19 protein-coding genes and 1 riboswitch are annotated in these 13956 nt (G+C 69.3%); of the genes, 7 read left to right on the forward strand and 12 right to left on the reverse strand.

All coding sequences use genetic code 11. The features are described 5' to 3' along the window. Positions 1-60: 60 nt before the first annotated feature. Genes ACZ3HV_RS25025 through ACZ3HV_RS25040 form a run of 4 tightly spaced genes read left to right on the forward strand, consistent with a single transcriptional unit; the run spans position 61 to position 2662 of the window. Positions 61-756, forward strand: coding sequence for a GntR family transcriptional regulator (locus tag ACZ3HV_RS25025; RefSeq protein WP_360361238.1), 696 nt, complete (start codon positions 61-63; stop codon positions 754-756). Positions 757-796: 40 nt separating this feature from the next. Continuing rightward, entirely contained in the window at positions 797-1645 is an 849-nt protein-coding gene (locus ACZ3HV_RS25030) for a fumarylacetoacetate hydrolase family protein (protein ID WP_465687390.1), read from the forward strand. Positions 1646-1677: 32 nt separating this feature from the next. Beyond that, positions 1678-2274: a class I SAM-dependent methyltransferase gene (locus ACZ3HV_RS25035; RefSeq protein WP_465687391.1), complete on the forward strand. Its 597-nt coding sequence runs from the start codon at positions 1678-1680 to the stop codon at positions 2272-2274. Positions 2275-2284: 10 nt separating this feature from the next. Next, entirely contained in the window at positions 2285-2662 is a 378-nt protein-coding gene (locus tag ACZ3HV_RS25040; RefSeq protein ID WP_465687392.1) for a VOC family protein, read from the forward strand. A 27-nt stretch (positions 2663-2689) separates the two neighbouring features. On the opposite strand, the gene ACZ3HV_RS25045 is transcribed toward ACZ3HV_RS25040, so the two are convergent. The 5 genes from ACZ3HV_RS25045 to ACZ3HV_RS25065 form a co-directional block, all read right to left on the reverse strand. Continuing rightward, complete coding sequence (locus ACZ3HV_RS25045; RefSeq protein ID WP_465687393.1) at positions 2690-3061, reverse strand: hypothetical protein; 372 nt, start codon at positions 3059-3061, stop codon at positions 2690-2692. Next, complete coding sequence (locus ACZ3HV_RS25050; RefSeq protein ID WP_465687394.1) at positions 3058-4155, reverse strand: alpha/beta hydrolase; 1098 nt, start codon at positions 4153-4155, stop codon at positions 3058-3060. The genes ACZ3HV_RS25045 and ACZ3HV_RS25050 overlap by 4 nt, the downstream gene beginning before the upstream one ends. A 76-nt stretch (positions 4156-4231) precedes the next feature. Then, positions 4232-4783, reverse strand: coding sequence for a histidine phosphatase family protein (locus ACZ3HV_RS25055; protein ID WP_465687395.1), 552 nt, complete (start codon positions 4781-4783; stop codon positions 4232-4234). Continuing rightward, positions 4780-5544, reverse strand: a complete 765-nt coding sequence (locus ACZ3HV_RS25060; RefSeq protein WP_465687396.1) for a CbtA family protein — start codon at positions 5542-5544, stop codon at positions 4780-4782. Before ACZ3HV_RS25060 ends, ACZ3HV_RS25055 begins: the two co-directional genes overlap by 4 nt. 5 nt (positions 5545-5549) lie before the next feature. Continuing rightward, complete coding sequence (locus tag ACZ3HV_RS25065; RefSeq protein WP_360361215.1) at positions 5550-5747, reverse strand: CbtB domain-containing protein; 198 nt, start codon at positions 5745-5747, stop codon at positions 5550-5552. A gap of 35 nt (positions 5748-5782) precedes the next feature. Continuing rightward, a riboswitch (cobalamin riboswitch) is annotated at positions 5783-5914 on the reverse strand. Positions 5915-6113: 199 nt separating this feature from the next. Here ACZ3HV_RS25065 and ACZ3HV_RS25070 point away from each other — a divergent pair. Then, complete coding sequence (locus ACZ3HV_RS25070; protein ID WP_465687397.1) at positions 6114-6755, forward strand: LysE family translocator; 642 nt, start codon at positions 6114-6116, stop codon at positions 6753-6755. Here ACZ3HV_RS25070 and ACZ3HV_RS25075 read toward each other — a convergent pair. From ACZ3HV_RS25075 to ACZ3HV_RS25085, 3 genes are all read right to left on the reverse strand, one after another. After that, positions 6745-8121: an MFS transporter gene (locus ACZ3HV_RS25075; RefSeq protein ID WP_465687398.1), complete on the reverse strand. Its 1377-nt coding sequence runs from the start codon at positions 8119-8121 to the stop codon at positions 6745-6747. The two genes, ACZ3HV_RS25070 and ACZ3HV_RS25075, sit on opposite strands and share 11 nt — an antisense overlap. Before the next feature lie 43 nt (positions 8122-8164). Then, entirely contained in the window at positions 8165-8533 is a 369-nt protein-coding gene (locus tag ACZ3HV_RS25080; protein WP_465687399.1) for a DUF1304 domain-containing protein, read from the reverse strand. Between the two features lie 126 nt (positions 8534-8659). Then, positions 8660-9568: a phosphotriesterase family protein gene (locus ACZ3HV_RS25085; protein WP_465687400.1), complete on the reverse strand. Its 909-nt coding sequence runs from the start codon at positions 9566-9568 to the stop codon at positions 8660-8662. 105 nt (positions 9569-9673) lie between these two features. On the opposite strand from ACZ3HV_RS25085, the gene ACZ3HV_RS25090 reads away from it, so the two are divergent. Continuing rightward, entirely contained in the window at positions 9674-9844 is a 171-nt protein-coding gene (locus ACZ3HV_RS25090; protein ID WP_465687401.1) for a CGNR zinc finger domain-containing protein, read from the forward strand. Positions 9845-9911: 67 nt separating this feature from the next. On the opposite strand, the gene ACZ3HV_RS25095 is transcribed toward ACZ3HV_RS25090, so the two are convergent. Then, complete coding sequence (locus tag ACZ3HV_RS25095) at positions 9912-11708, reverse strand: DEAD/DEAH box helicase (protein ID WP_465687402.1); 1797 nt, start codon at positions 11706-11708, stop codon at positions 9912-9914. A gap of 212 nt (positions 11709-11920) precedes the next feature. On the opposite strand from ACZ3HV_RS25095, the gene ACZ3HV_RS25100 reads away from it, so the two are divergent. Beyond that, positions 11921-12430, forward strand: a complete 510-nt coding sequence (locus ACZ3HV_RS25100; protein WP_465687403.1) for a DinB family protein — start codon at positions 11921-11923, stop codon at positions 12428-12430. Position 12431: 1 nt separating this feature from the next. Here ACZ3HV_RS25100 and ACZ3HV_RS25105 read toward each other — a convergent pair whose 3' ends face one another. The 3 genes from ACZ3HV_RS25105 to ACZ3HV_RS25115 are packed head-to-tail and all read right to left on the reverse strand — an operon-like array spanning position 12432 to position 13955. Next, entirely contained in the window at positions 12432-13100 is a 669-nt protein-coding gene (locus ACZ3HV_RS25105) for a TetR family transcriptional regulator (RefSeq protein WP_465687404.1), read from the reverse strand. Further along, positions 13072-13482, reverse strand: a complete 411-nt coding sequence (locus tag ACZ3HV_RS25110) for a thiol-disulfide oxidoreductase DCC family protein (RefSeq protein ID WP_465687405.1) — start codon at positions 13480-13482, stop codon at positions 13072-13074. Before ACZ3HV_RS25110 ends, ACZ3HV_RS25105 begins: the two co-directional genes overlap by 29 nt. Before the next feature lie 14 nt (positions 13483-13496). Next, positions 13497-13955 carry a hypothetical protein gene (locus ACZ3HV_RS25115; protein ID WP_465687406.1) on the reverse strand — a complete coding sequence of 153 codons (459 nt, stop codon included), beginning with the start codon at positions 13953-13955 and terminating at the stop codon, positions 13497-13499. Position 13956 lies beyond the last annotated feature (1 nt).

Below are 13956 nucleotides of genomic sequence, written 5' to 3' on the forward strand. Positions count from 1 at the left end.
TCAAGACTCGTCCAGGTAACGATGCGAGTCGGGCAGAATAGGGCTTCGGGAGGAGCAACTGTGACGGATGCGCATGTGGGTCTGGCGGGGCAGCTCGCGCGCCTGCCCCAGCGACAGGTGCTGAGCGACGACGTCTACGAGACGGTCAAGGGCCTGATCATGGACAGCGTGGTCGAGCCGGGCACCCGGCTGAACATCGACGCCCTGACCCGTGAGCTGGGCATCTCCCAGACCCCGATCCGGGAGTCGCTGGCCCGGCTCGAATCCGACGGCCTCGTGATCAAGGAGCCCCTGCGCGGGTACCGGGTGTCCTCCCGGCTGACCCGGGCCGAGTTCGAGGACCTGTTCGAGTACCGGTTGCACGTCGAGCCGTGGGGTGCCGGGCGCGCCGCCGAGCGGGCGGGCGCCGAGGACCTGTCCCGGCTCAAGGCCGAGATGCTGAGCTACACCGACGTACCCGACCGGCCGGCGTACGAGAGCTACCGGGCGATGGCGGCGCACGACCAGCGCTTCCACGACCTGGTGCTGGAGCTGTCCGGCAACGAGACGGCCCGGCTGTCCTTTGCGCGGACACACTGCCACCTGCACCTGTTCCGGCTGTACTACGGTGGCGGCATCGCGACGAAGGCGTTGCGGGAGCACAAGACGATCGTGACCGCGGTCCGCAAGGGCGATCCGGAGGACGCGGCCGCGGCGATGCGGGCGCACATCGAGGCCTCCCGGGCCCGGCTGCGCCCGATCTTCGACCAGGACTAGACCGCCACCCAGGACCAGAACCGTCATCAGGGAGATTTCTGTGGAACTGCTGCGCCTCGGCGCGGTCGGTGAGGAGCGCCCGTACGTGCGCGCCGCCGACGGCACCGTTCACGACCTGAGCCCGCTCACCGCCGACATCGACGGCGACTTCCTCGCCTCCGACGGCATCGCCCGTACGCGCGCCGCACTCGACGCCGGCGAACTCCCGGCGGCCGACGTCGCCGGACTGCGGGTCGGTGCCCCGATCGCCCGGCCGGGCGCGGTGGTCTGCATCGGGATGAACTACGCCGCCCACGCGGCCGAGTCCGGATCCGAGCCGCCGAAGCAGCCGATCGTGTTCTTCAAGCACCCGAACACCGTCGTCGGGCCGGACGACGAGGTGCTCGTCCCGCGCGGCTCGACCAAGACCGACTGGGAGGTCGAGCTCGCCGTCATCATCGGCAAGCAGGCCCGGTACGTCGAGACCGACGAGGAGGCCCTGGCCTGCATCGCCGGTTACGCGGTCTCGAACGACGTGTCCGAGCGCGCCTTCCAGATCGAGCAGTCCGGTGGGCAGTGGTCCAAGGGCAAGTGCTGCGAGACGTTCAACCCGCTCGGCCCGGCGCTGGTGCCGGCCGACGAGGTCGACCCCGACAACCTGGCCCTGAAGTCCTGGGTGAACGGCGAGGCGCGGCAGGACTCGAACACCCGGGACATGGTGTTCTCCGTGGCGGCGCTGATCCGCGACCTCTCGCAGTACATGGTCCTGAGCCCCGGCGACATCCTGAACACCGGCACCCCGGAGGGCGTCGCGCTGTCCGGCCGCTTCCCGTACCTGGCACCCGGCGACACGATGGAGCTCGAGATCCAGGGCCTGGGCAAGCAGAAGCAGTCCCTCGGCAAGGCCTGATTTCTGTCGGCGCGGCCTTCTAAGGTCGCGCCATGACAGATCATCTCGCCGGGATCCGCACTTCGTACGACACCGTCGCGACCTCGTACGCCGAGATCGTGCAGGACGGCGCGGACTGGGAGCCTGAGGGCTTCGACCTGCTGGCCAAGCTCGCCGATGGTCGTCCGGTCATCGATGTCGGGTGCGGGCCCGGCCGGACGACGGCGCTGCTGGCCGCGCGCGGTGTGCAGGTGACCGGGATCGACCTGTCCCCCGGGATGATCGCGGTCGCCCGGCGGGATCATCCCGAGCTGGATTTCCGGGTCGGGTCGATGACCGGGCTGGACCTCCCCGACGGTGAGCTCGGCGGCGTCCTGTCCTGGTGGTCGATCATCCACCTGCCGCGCGACGTCGTACCCCAGGCGTTCGCCGAGTTCCACCGCGTCCTCGCGCCCGGCGGGATCCTCTTGCTCGGCTTCCACGTCGGCACCGAGAGCACGCACAAGACTTCCGGGTACGGCGATCTGCCGATGGATCTGTACGTCCATCGCTGGCTTCCCGAAGGCCTCACCGAGATCGCGGTCACGGCCGGCTTCACGCCGTACGTGGACGGCGAAATTCCGCCTGACCGCCTCGCGTTCCGGAAGTAGTCTTCGGCGCATGACTTCGCGCGTGCGGACCGTGACCTTCGACGCCCATGACCCCTACGAGCTGGCCGGCTTCTGGCTGCAGGTGCTCAAGGCACCGCGTCCCGACGACGACCACCCCGAGGATCCCTACGCGGCGGTGGTGACGGACAAGCTGACGCTGCTGTTCGAACGGAACAACGACGAGAAGGCCGCCAAGAACCGCGTCCACCTCGACCTCGAACCGGACGGCCCACGCGACGCCGAGGTCGAGTGGCTACTCACCCTCGGCGCCACCATCGCCCACGACCACCGCGAACCCGACGGCACCGGCTGGGTCACCATGCACGACCCGGAAGGCAACGAGTTCTGCGTACTCCGCAGCGCCGCCGAACGAGCCGCCACAACCTGACGGCTCGCCGAGTCACGGCGTGATGCGTCACGGCGCGACCGGGGTCTCCCCGGTGAACGTGATCCGCCAGTCCGTCGACCAGGCGTGTACCGCGACGTCGAACCCGTCGCGGGCGGCGATCACGCGGTAGTGACCGCTCTCCTCGGGCGCGACCTCGGCCGTCCACCCTCGGGCCCGGAACGCTTCCGCCGCGGCGTCGACCGCAGCGGCCGGGTCCGGGGCCCGCGGGTCGCCGGTCTCGACGGTGATCCTGAAGACGGTCGCCGGACCACGACCGTCGAACAGAACGCCCGGATTCACCGGCCCCGGGTCGTGCGTGACCACCGGTCGCTGATCCGGTACGACGGCAGCCGCAACCGCAAGCAGCTCGTTCCGGAGGAACTCCCGTCCGGCGGTCATCGGCGCGGCCCTTCCTGCTGCCGGGAGCGTGACGTGACGCCTTGGGCGGAGGTTTGCGACGCGGCGGCCCGGGCGGAGTCCTGCGACGGCTTGGTGAGCGACACAACCCCGTCGTACACCTTCGACGCGGCGCCCGCGACCGCGTTCAGGGCGCCACCCCACGATGCGCCGAGCACCAATTTGGTCTCGGCCGACCGACTGGTGTTCGTCGTCGTGATCGCGGCCAGGTCGCCCCGGACCACCCGGCCGATGTTGCGCAGGGCCTCGCTGTTGGGCCGGTAGTACTCGTTGTGCCAGTGCACCGAGACCGCCTCGTCGTTGGCCAGTGGATCGTTGGTCGCCATCCTGATCGCGTCCGGGAAGGTGGCCGGATCCGGGCCGTGCCACTCGCTGTACGCGACATAGTCCCCCGGCGCGCGTTCGACGTACGGGCGGGTCGGGGTCGGTACGAAATCGGCCGCCTCGTCGATGTACTTCGTGATTCCGGGCGATCCGGTCAGAACGACCCGGTCCGCCCGGCCACCGTTCAGCAGCGCCTGCCCGACCACGTCGGTGCCGTAGGAGTGACCGATCAGCGTGGTCTTCGCGTCGGGCGCCTTCAGGTGATCGAGGTCGGTCAGGAAGGTCGCCAGCCGCGGCCCGCCGTCCAGCGCCGCCTGCTTGCTCGCTGCCGCCGGCAACCCCTGCGGCGAGTCGTAATCGAGCCACACCACCATGGCGGTGCCCGGTCCCGACTCCTCCCGGATCAGGTCGCCGCGGTCGGACTGCCCGCGGAACGTGTCCAGGCTGTTGCCCATCCCAGGGACCAGGACCGCGACGTTCCGCGCCCGGTCGAGCTCGCCGTGCACCTCCACCGCCCGGCCCTGGCCGTCGGGATCCACCTCGAGGAACTGACGTGGTCGCTGGACCTCGACGACCTTGCCGTCGGCATCCACCGCCGTGACGGTGACCGGAGTCAGAAGTTCAAGAACAGTGTCCAGCCGCCGTCGTTCGTCGTCGGTCGCGGTGCCTGCATCGACCGCGGCCTGAAGGCGGTCCCGGGCGGCTACGAGTCGTGCGTGGTTGGCGCGGTAACGCTCGGCAAGCTGATCCATCGCGACTCCCCGTGACTGCCGGTCACCTGGGCGTGAGACCGGCACCGGCAGTCTGACACGTCAGAGGACCAGCCGGTCAGTGGAAGGCGAGGGACCAGTTACCGGTGTGATGGGAGAGATTCACGGTGGCCAGCGGACGAACGTCCACGTGGCGGAGCGACTCAGCGGGCGCATCGACGACGTACAGGACGACGGCCCGGGCGATCGCGGGATGGACGACGGCCAGCACCGTGCTGCGATCGTCGTGGCGCTCGGCCAGGTCCCCGAGCCAGTCGGCGACGCGGCCGAGGACGTCGTTCTCGGTCTCGCCGCCCGGGGTCGCGGTGTGCGGGCGCTCGAGCCATGCCGACACCCGCTCCGGGTCCGCCGCGAGCAACTCCTCGAGCCCGCGGCCTGCCCAGTCGCCGTACTCGCGGTTCCGGAGGGCCGACTCGACGACCGGGGTCAGGCCGAGCGCCTCGGCGGTGCGTACGGCGGCCCGCTCGGGACCGGCGTACACCACATCGGCGTGGAGCCTGAGCTCGCGGGCAGCCTCGACACTCGCCGGATCCGGCTCGGCGTCGCCGCCGAGCACGAGTCCACGCAGCGCGGGTGTCAAGGCATGCGCGATCAGCGTCAATGCCGTCAAGCGGCGACCACCTTTTGTCGGACCAGCCGGCGGTCGACTGTGGCGGCGTACCCGAAGCCGAGTAGGAGCCACAGCGTCGCCTGCGTACCGAGCGAGGCGAACCGGAACTGCCACAGCAGCGTAGCGGGGAACGTCTCCGGAACCTCGTTGATTCGCGGCAGGATCAGGTACGCCGCCACGATCGTGACGAGGAAGCCGATCACCCCACCGGCGAGCCGGGCGAGGTCGCCGTACCGCTCGGCCCAGCGGGACGCGGCGACACCGGCCCAGACCGCGAGCAGGCCGATCACCAGCGTGAGCAGGTACGTCACGGTCCGCCGGGTGATCGTGTCCGGGTCACCGACCGCGGGTGGGTTCGGCGGGTACTTGAGGAACGGCACCAGCACCATCCCGACGAACCCGGCCGCGGCCAGGCCGAGGGCGGCGTACGCGTCGTTCTCGGTCCGGAGCTTGCGCCGGAGCAGGGTGAAGCCGACGGCGAACATGCCGCCGAGGGCGACGCCGTACAGGCTGGTGGCAAGGAAGAGGCCGGCCTTCTGGCCTTCGCGGCTGACGAGCGGCTTCTCTTCTTCGGCGGCAGGCACAGTGCTGTCGCCGTGGTTGTTGTCATGGTCGTGGGTGTGCGCGGAGCCGGCCTCTTCAATCGCGATGGCCGCGTCGACACGCGGTTCACCCATCACGTACGCGAAAGTTCCGGCCAGTAGGCCGGCGAAGAGTCCGACGATCAGTCCGCGCACCAGGAGCGATCCGAAGGTGCGCATGAGATCTAGTGGCAGGGCACGCCGAGAAGGTGCCGGCCGTCATGCATCAGCTCGTGCAGGTACATCCCGGACTGGGAGACCGCGCCCTGGTCGAACCCGACCAGGTAGGCGAGCAGAAGCATCAGACCGACGCTGAGCAGGGCGAGGGCGAGAAGCCGGGGTGAGAATGCCGGTACGGCGACCGAGCGGGCAGGAGCTGCCATCTTGTACCTCCTGGGGAAGTGCGCGTCCCCTTCGAAAGGCTGCTGGTACCCGAGCGTCCTGACTCACGAGCAGAGCTCGCTCACAGTGGCGCGGCCGTGCCGGACTTCCACCGGCTTCCCTCATGGCACCGCAGTTTGTCCTACGAACCGTAGAGCCCGCCCGAGAGCCCGGTCAACGCATCACGGCGCGCCGGTGATCTATCCCACCCGCCCGATCACCCCCGCGTGCTCCGCCGGCGGCGCTGAGGAGCGAAGCGACGAGGAAAGCGCCTGCGGAGCACGCGGGGGCGGACGGTGTGGCGGTGGTCTGTCCCACCCGGCGAAATCGGTGGTGCGGCGCGATCGGGTCGCACTTACTCTGAGGAGATGCCGTCCGCTCATCATCTGGTCGCGTTTGCGATCACCGCGTTCATCATCATCGTCGTACCCGGGCCGAGTGTGCTGTTCATCGTCGGGCGGGCGCTCGCGGTCGGGCGGCGGGAGGCGGTGCTGACGATGGTCGGCAACACCGTCGGCGCGTCGGTGCTGCTCGTCCTGGTCTCGCTCGGTCTCGGCACCCTGATCGCGGCCAGCGCCATCGCCCTGACCATCGTGAAGCTGGCGGGAGCGGCGTACCTGATCTATCTCGGCGTGCACGCGTTCCGGACCCGGAAGTCGCTGGTCGAGGCGATGACAAGTGGCGTGAAGCCGGGCACCACCCGCCGGACGCTCCGCCAGGGCTTCCTGGTCGGGCTCACCAACGCCAAGACCGCGGTCTTCTTCGCCGCGGTGCTGCCGCAGTTCGTGGACAAGGGCGCGAGCACCCCGGCCTGGGCCCAGATCCTCGTCCTCGGCCTGATCTTCATCCTGATCGCGCTCTGCTCCGACAGCGTCTGGGCCGTCGTCGCCGGCACCGCCCGCGAGTGGTTCGCCCGCTCACCGCGCCGGCTCGAGCTGGTCGGCGGCACCGGCGGCCTGATGATCATCGGCCTCGGTGCCAGCATCGCCGTGACGGGTTCTAAGGAGTAGCAGTCCGCCGGCCCGCCTGTACGCCGAGCAGCGCGAGCAGAGCCGGGAGCCCGAAGGCCACGAGGTACGCCGTGATCGCGGAATGCGGCTCGAGTGCGGCGAACAGCGACCCACCGACCGCCAGGACCGTTGCCGTGGCCAACGAGTCGCTCAGCTGCAGTGCGGAACTGTTCGCCCCCTGCTGATCGCACTCCGAGTACTCGAGGACGAGTACGGACAGCGTCGGGAAGACCGTACCCATTCCGAGCCCGGTGAGGCTCCAGCCCAGGATGCCGACGACGACCGGCACCTGTGAGTTGAGCGTCAGCGCCGCGGTGACGATGCCGAGCAGGATCGAGACCATGCCGGCTTGCAGGAAGACAGCGTGCGAGAACGGCTGGTTCGGGCGGCCGCGGTACCAGGAGGCGGCGGTCCAGCTCAACGCACTCACGGTCAGCACCAACCCCGCGAGTGCCGGGGACAGGCCGCGCTCCCGGGTGAGCATCAGCGGCAGGAACACCTCAGCGCCGAAACCAGCTGCCGCAACCAGACCGCGCAGCGCGACCACCGACGGCAAGCCGCGTCCGAACGTGAACGTCCCACTCGGCAACAGCCGCGGCGCGAACGCGATCACGCCGGCCAATCCGACCCCGAGCAGGACAAGCTGCAGTACGCCGCGTTGCTGGCCACCGTAGTGCAGCAGGCCGACGCCGACCGCGGCAGCGATCGCCCACATGGCCCGCTTGTCCCACAGCCGTCCCGGACGTGCCTCGTGAGCGCTGCTGCGAGCCAGACCGGGCCGCATCACGACCGCGGCCGGGATCGCGATCGCCGGTACGGCGAGGAAGACGATCCGCCAACTGGAGTGCTCGACGATCAGGCCGGCGATCGCAGGACCGACCAGTGATGGGACCACCCAGCCGGTCGCGAAGGCGGCGAAGATCCGCGGGCGCAACCGGGCCGGGTACAGCTGCCCGACGACGACGTACAGGGCGACTGTCAGCAAGCCGGAGCCGAAGCCCTGGATGATCCGGCCGGCGACCAGGACCTCCATGCTCGGAGCCAGCCCAGCGATGATCAGACCGGCCAGGAACCATGCGGTCCCGTGCCAGAGCGGGCGGGTCGGGCCCTTGAGGTCGCTCCACGTTCCGGAGACCACCATCGCGACCACTCCGGAGGCAAGTGGGCCGCCGAACGCGAGCGCGTACAGGCTTAGTCCGTCCAGTGCCTGCGCGACGGTCGGCATCGCGGTCGTGACGGCGAGGGACTCGAACGCGACCAGGGTGATCAGCGCGACCATCCCGACCGTCAGTGCCCGGTACTGCGGCGCGAGTACGCCGCCTGAATCGGTGGCAGGTGCGGTTCCGGGCTCGGCAGTGGTGGTCATGCTGAGAACCTTCGGACATCAAGTGGACTTTAAGTCAAGCGCATCAGAGGATCGCGGCGAGCACCAGCGCCAGGATCGGCGGGACGGCCTGGGTCGCGGCGGCGCGGACCATCCGCCGGTCGGACGCGACCAGCACGATGCCGGCGCCCGCCATGCACGCACAAGCGAACAGCGCGATGGCGTGTCCCTTGTCACCGCCCCAGATCAGACCGCCGAGCGCGCCGATGGCCAGGAACAGGTTGTAGAAACCCTGGTTGAACGCCCAGGGCGCGGCCGCGGCGGCCTCGGCTTCATCCTTGACCAGGAACCGCTTGTAGGTGCTCGGCTTGCGGAACAGCAGGCTCTCCATCGCGAACACCGCGACATGAAACAGCCCGGCCAGCACCACGAAGACCTGCGCGATCAGACTCATCCACGTCCTCGCTTCGCTCCGGGCGCGGCTGAGGCACAAGACGCACTCTGCTTGATGATGACCTCGCTTCGCTCGCTCATGGCGGAACCGTACAGTCGCCGGCCCGGTGCGACCCGCGACCCGCCGTCAGCCTCGCCACTCGACGGCGAACGCTCGCGCCGGGTTGGTCCTCAACACGGCTTCGGCTACGTCTGCGCCCAGGTGACGCTCGATCCGGGGTCGGAGGTGCGTGAGCAGGTACGGCATACCGGGACCTTCACCTGTCGCAGCACGGGCCCGGGCGGTCGTCGTGTCACCGCCGAGCAGCAGCCGATCGGCGTACCCGGCGTCGACCAGCGCGGCCAGGCAGTCCATCAGCCGGGGATCGGTCGCGTTGTTCGCCCGCGACGGCCCGTCGAACGCCAGCCACGCGCCCCGCCCGGCCAACTCGAGATGCACACGGTGATCCGGGAACCGGTTGAGATGACCAAGGATGACGGCTTCCGGGTGCACGTCGAGCTCGTCGACCAGCAGATCCAGTACGGCGTCCGCCGCGGACCCGAGCTCGTGATGGACCGCGATCGGCGCACCGGTCGCGTGGTGCGCCTCGGCCGCAGCTCGCATCACCAACTCGGCATGGGAATCCAGGACGTGAAACCCACCGGCCACCTTGATCAGTCCGGCCCGGACCGAACTGTTGCCGATGCCAACAGTCAGCTCGCGCACGAAGATCTCGGCGAGATCATCCCGCACCTTCTCGACGAAGCCCTCCGTGTAGTGCTCCCGCCGATGCAGTCCGGTCGCCGCGATCAGCGAAACCCCTGTGCTGGTTGCGATTCCAGGCAGCAGTTCAGCCCGGCGACCCAGTCCGTACGGCGTCCATTGCACGATCGCCTGTCCGCCGGCCGCCGCAAACGCCTCGACTTCAGCGACCGCGGCGGCTTCGTCGTCCAGCTCCTGCCCGGGCATCACCACCGAACGGAAGAACAGATGGTCATGGGAGTCGGTGACACCTAGCGCCTCCGGCCGTAGATCACCCAGGACGGTGCGGATCACGACTCCTCCTCGAACGCTGCGGTCGCCGGCGTCCTGCATCGCATCCTCCTGTAACGGTTGAACCGTTACCAACGTAATGGGTGAGAACGGATCGCGCGGCAGGCAGTGGATCAGCTGACCGGCCCGGAGCGCGCCTTTCTCTTCGCCTGCTCCGAGTCCGACTGCCGAGGCGTCTTCATCGACACCACCGGGCGCCGCCGCTGGTGTCCCAACCCAGCCTTCGCCACCCGCGGCCGAGTCCGCGCCCACCGCGCGCGAAAGGCCCAGTCACAATGACTGGGCCTTCAGCTCGAGCAGTGCGCCGATTGGCCGGCGGTGAGGCCGACCGGCACATCCGATGAGGTCAGCGGCCTCGGCGGGAGGTGCCGGCGCGGGAACCTGCGGAGAACGCTGCGGCACCGGCTGGACGGCTCGTCGATCCCGGAGTGCTCGTGGTGTAGGTCTTGGACCCGCCCGAGCCCGCACGAGCCTTGGAACGGCCCGCGCCCCGCGCTCCGCGAGACGGCTGGGACGAGCGACCCGACGCGGCCGACTGGGATGAGCGGCCCGATGGCGCTGAGCCCGACCGGGCTGAGCCTTGCTCGGTCGCCTGCGGAGCGGAGCCCGAGGCGCGCCGGCGGCGGTTGCCCCGACCCGATCCACGACCGCCCGCGCCACGACCGCCCGAGCCCGCGCCCCGTTCCTGCTCGACCGGCTTGGCCGCCGGCTCGACGAAGGTGCGCTCGCCAGGGGCCAGCTCGGTCAGCAGAGGGTCGCCGGAGGCGAGTCTGGTGACGGTCGGCGCGATACCGGCCTTGCGGGTCAGGTCGCGGACATCGCGCACCTGGTCGTCGGTCATCAGCGTGACGACCGTACCCTCGGCACCCGCGCGAGCCGTCCGCCCCGACCGGTGCAGGTAGGCCTTGTGCTCGATCGGCGGGTCGGCGTGGATGACCAGCGCGACGTCGTCGACGTGGATCCCACGCGCGGCGATGTCGGTGGCGACCAGCGTCTTCGCCGTACCGGCCGAGAAGGCCTCGAGGTTACGCGTACGAGCGCCCTGCGACAGATTCCCGTGCAGTTCGACAGCCGGAACACCCAGGGCGATCAGCTTCTTGGTCAACGCCTTGGCGCCGTACTTCGTCCTCGTGAAGACCAGCGAACGTCCGGGCGCGGCGGTCAGGTCGACGAGCACCGGCAGCCGGGTGTCGGCCTTCACGTGCAGGACATGGTGCGTCATCTTGGAGACCGGCGACTGGGCCGAGTCGACACTGTGCGTGACCGGGTCGGTCATGAAGCGCTGGACGAGTACGTCGACGCCGGCGTCCAGCGTGGCCGAGAACAGCAGCCGCTGGGCAGTCGACGGGGTCGCCTGGAGGATCCGCCGTACCGCGGGGAGGAAGCCGAGGTCCGCCATGTGATCAGCCTCGTCGAGGACGGTGATCTCGACCGCGTCGAGCTTCGCGTGCCCGGCCTGGACGTGGTCCTCGAGCCGGCCCGGGCAGGCGACGACGATGTCGGCACCCTTGCGCAGGCCGTTGATCTGCGGGCCGTGACCGACACCGCCGAAGACCGTCATCGTGCGCAGGTCGAGCGCGTCGGCGAGCGGCGTGATCGACGCCTGAATCTGGGTCGCCAGCTCGCGGGTCGGGGCGAGGATCAGCGCGCGCGGATGGTTCGGGCGGCGCTTGGTCCGGCTGGCCGCGAGGCGCGCCAGCACCGGCAGGACGAACGCGTAGGTCTTACCCGATCCGGTCCGGCCGCGGCCGAGAACGTCCTTGCCGGCCAGCGAATCCGGCAACGTCGCCGCCTGGATCGGGAACGGCTTCGTCACGCCGGTGGTCGCAAGGGCGGCCACCAAAGACTCGGGGACGCCGAGATCCGCGAACGTGAGGTCGTCCGGGACTACGAGCGGCGCGACCTCGTCGTACGTGACGGACTCGTTGCTGTCAGCAACCTTCGACGTCCGCTTGCCGTTGTCGGCGGGCGGGCTGAAGAGCGGGGCGCCGGCGGCGGATTTGTTGCGCCGGGCACCGGAACGGCTGCGGCGGCGCGGTTGCGCCGAGCCACCGCGCGGGGCGTCTGTCGAGCTCCGCGGACCGGACTGCTGAGAGGTGGATTGTTTCTGGGGGGATGTAGACGTGGGGCGGCTGGCCGCCATGCAATGCTCCAAAGAAAGTCGTGGGTCGTCCTGCCCGGCGCGGCTGTAGTTGGGTGCCGCGGCGCGTGGTGGTCGACTGCTGGCGCAAGGTGTTTGCGCTCTCCGGCCCGAGGCAGAACTGGGCGGGCCGTCACGGACAGTCTACGGCACGCGGGTCCAGTCCCCAGCAGTTGTTTCACGGGACGCTCGTCACATGGACTAGGTTCTGGCTCGTGACGACACAGTTCCGGGTGGATCCGCCCACCGCTGCCGGCGAACGTGAACTTCTGCAGGGCTTCCTCGACTTCCACCGCGGCACGCTCCTGTGGAAGGTGTCCGGCCTCACCGGCGAGCAACTCGTCCAGCGCGCCGTCGACCCGTCCAGTATGTCGCTGATCGGCCTGGTCCGGCACCTGACCGAGGTCGAGAAGTACTGGTTCCACCGCGCCCTCGCCCAGCAGCCGTCCGAGCCGAAGTTCTGGACCGCCGAGCACCCGGACGGCGACTTCGACCTCGCGGACCCAGCACAGGCCGAGCAGGACCTCGAGGACTACCGCCAGACCGTCAAAACCTCCGACGAACTAGCCGCCCGCTACACCCTCGACGACACCTTCACCCGCCCCAACCACGAGGGCGACTACTCCGTCCGCTACCTCTACATCCACATGATCGAGGAATACGCCCGCCACAACGGCCACGCCGACCTCCTCCGCGAACGCGTGGACGGCACAACCGGCGAGTAGCTCAGGGTCTGATCGAGCGGATCAGGCCCACTAGGTCGTTTACTACGCCTCGGACGCCCGGGATTCGGGTGAGCCTCAGGAGGCGGTCGACCAAGGGGACTGAGCGGTCGATCAGGGTTTTGGTGCGGCGTAGGTCCTCGCTGTTGTCGTGGACCCAGAAGAGGACTATGCCCATCTGGAGGAGCCAGAGGAGTTCGGGGAGTTCGGCCTTCAGGTCGGCGGGGAGCTTGAGGTCTGAGCCTTCGACGACACGGCGGAAGACCTCGACGCTTGCCTCACGGGCGGGTTCGGACTCCTCACTGAAGGGTGAGAGCGGGCTCTTCGGATCGGCCGCCGTTTTGAAGAAGGTGCCGGCGAACTCGTGGTACGGCGCGGCCACGTCGAGCCACGTCCGAAGTACGCCGGTCATCCGCGGCACGAACGCCTTCTCCGTCGTCAGGATCGACTCGACGGCCTCACGGTGCTGCACCTGCAGGTGGTCGTAGTACGCCTGCATCAGGTGCTCTTTGGAGCCGTAGTAGTAGTACGCGTTGCCGACCGAGACCCCCGCCTCGGTGGCGATCGCGCGCATCGTCGTCTTGCCGTACCCCTGCTCGCGGAACAACCGCAGCGCCGTCGACAGGATCAGCTCCCGGGTCTGCTCACCCTTGGCGGTCGCACTGTCCGTCACATCGGTCAGCGTAGTCACCTCCGTTCAAGCGCCGCAGCCCCGCGGCCGCCTGGACCATCGCCCACGCCACCGGCCGCATGGCCGGACTCGCCAGCCGTACGGCGGTGTGCCGGTGCTCCCACGTACTCCACAGGCACACGATCCACGCCCGGTCGCCGACGTACACGGACCCGTCGTCGGCGACCACCGTCACCTCCCGCAGCGTCGCCTCATGGTCCAGCGACGGGTAGAGCGCCCGCGCGTACGTCGACCCCGCCGCGACGAACCGCAGGCGCACCACCCCTCCCCTCCCGTTCGGCGCCGGCCGCTGCGCCGCCAGCCAGTCCTTGAAGCGGCGGCACAGACCGCAATGCGCGTCGTACAGAACGGTCAGCTCTTGCATGATCAACGCGGCCTTCAGTAGCCGTAGCGGGCGACCGTCTCGGTCATGGTCAAGGGAGCGGTCGCAACGGTGTCGTTCGGCGGGACCGGCGGGGTGGTCATCTGCTCGATCCGGCTGCGGCGGCGGATCGCGTTGAAGATCCAGACGTTCGACAGGTGCAGCACCCCGAGCACGACCATCACGGTCCCGAGCTTCACGCTCAGCTGCTCGAACACCCCGCGGGCGTCTAGCACCGCACTGCCGCTGCGCAGGAACAGCGTCACGAAACCGAGGTTGACCAGGTAGAACCCGACCACCAGCAGCCGGTTCACCGCGTCGGCGAAGTCCTCGTTGCCGTGGAACACGTCGACCAGGAAGATCCGGCCGTTCCGGCTCAGCGTCCGGGCCACCCAGATCGTCAGCGGCACCGCGACCAGCAGGTAGATCAGGTACGTCGTCACGTTCAGGTTCATCTCGTCCCCACTCTTGAACACG

Source organism: Kribbella sp. NPDC020701, assembly GCF_055562215.1.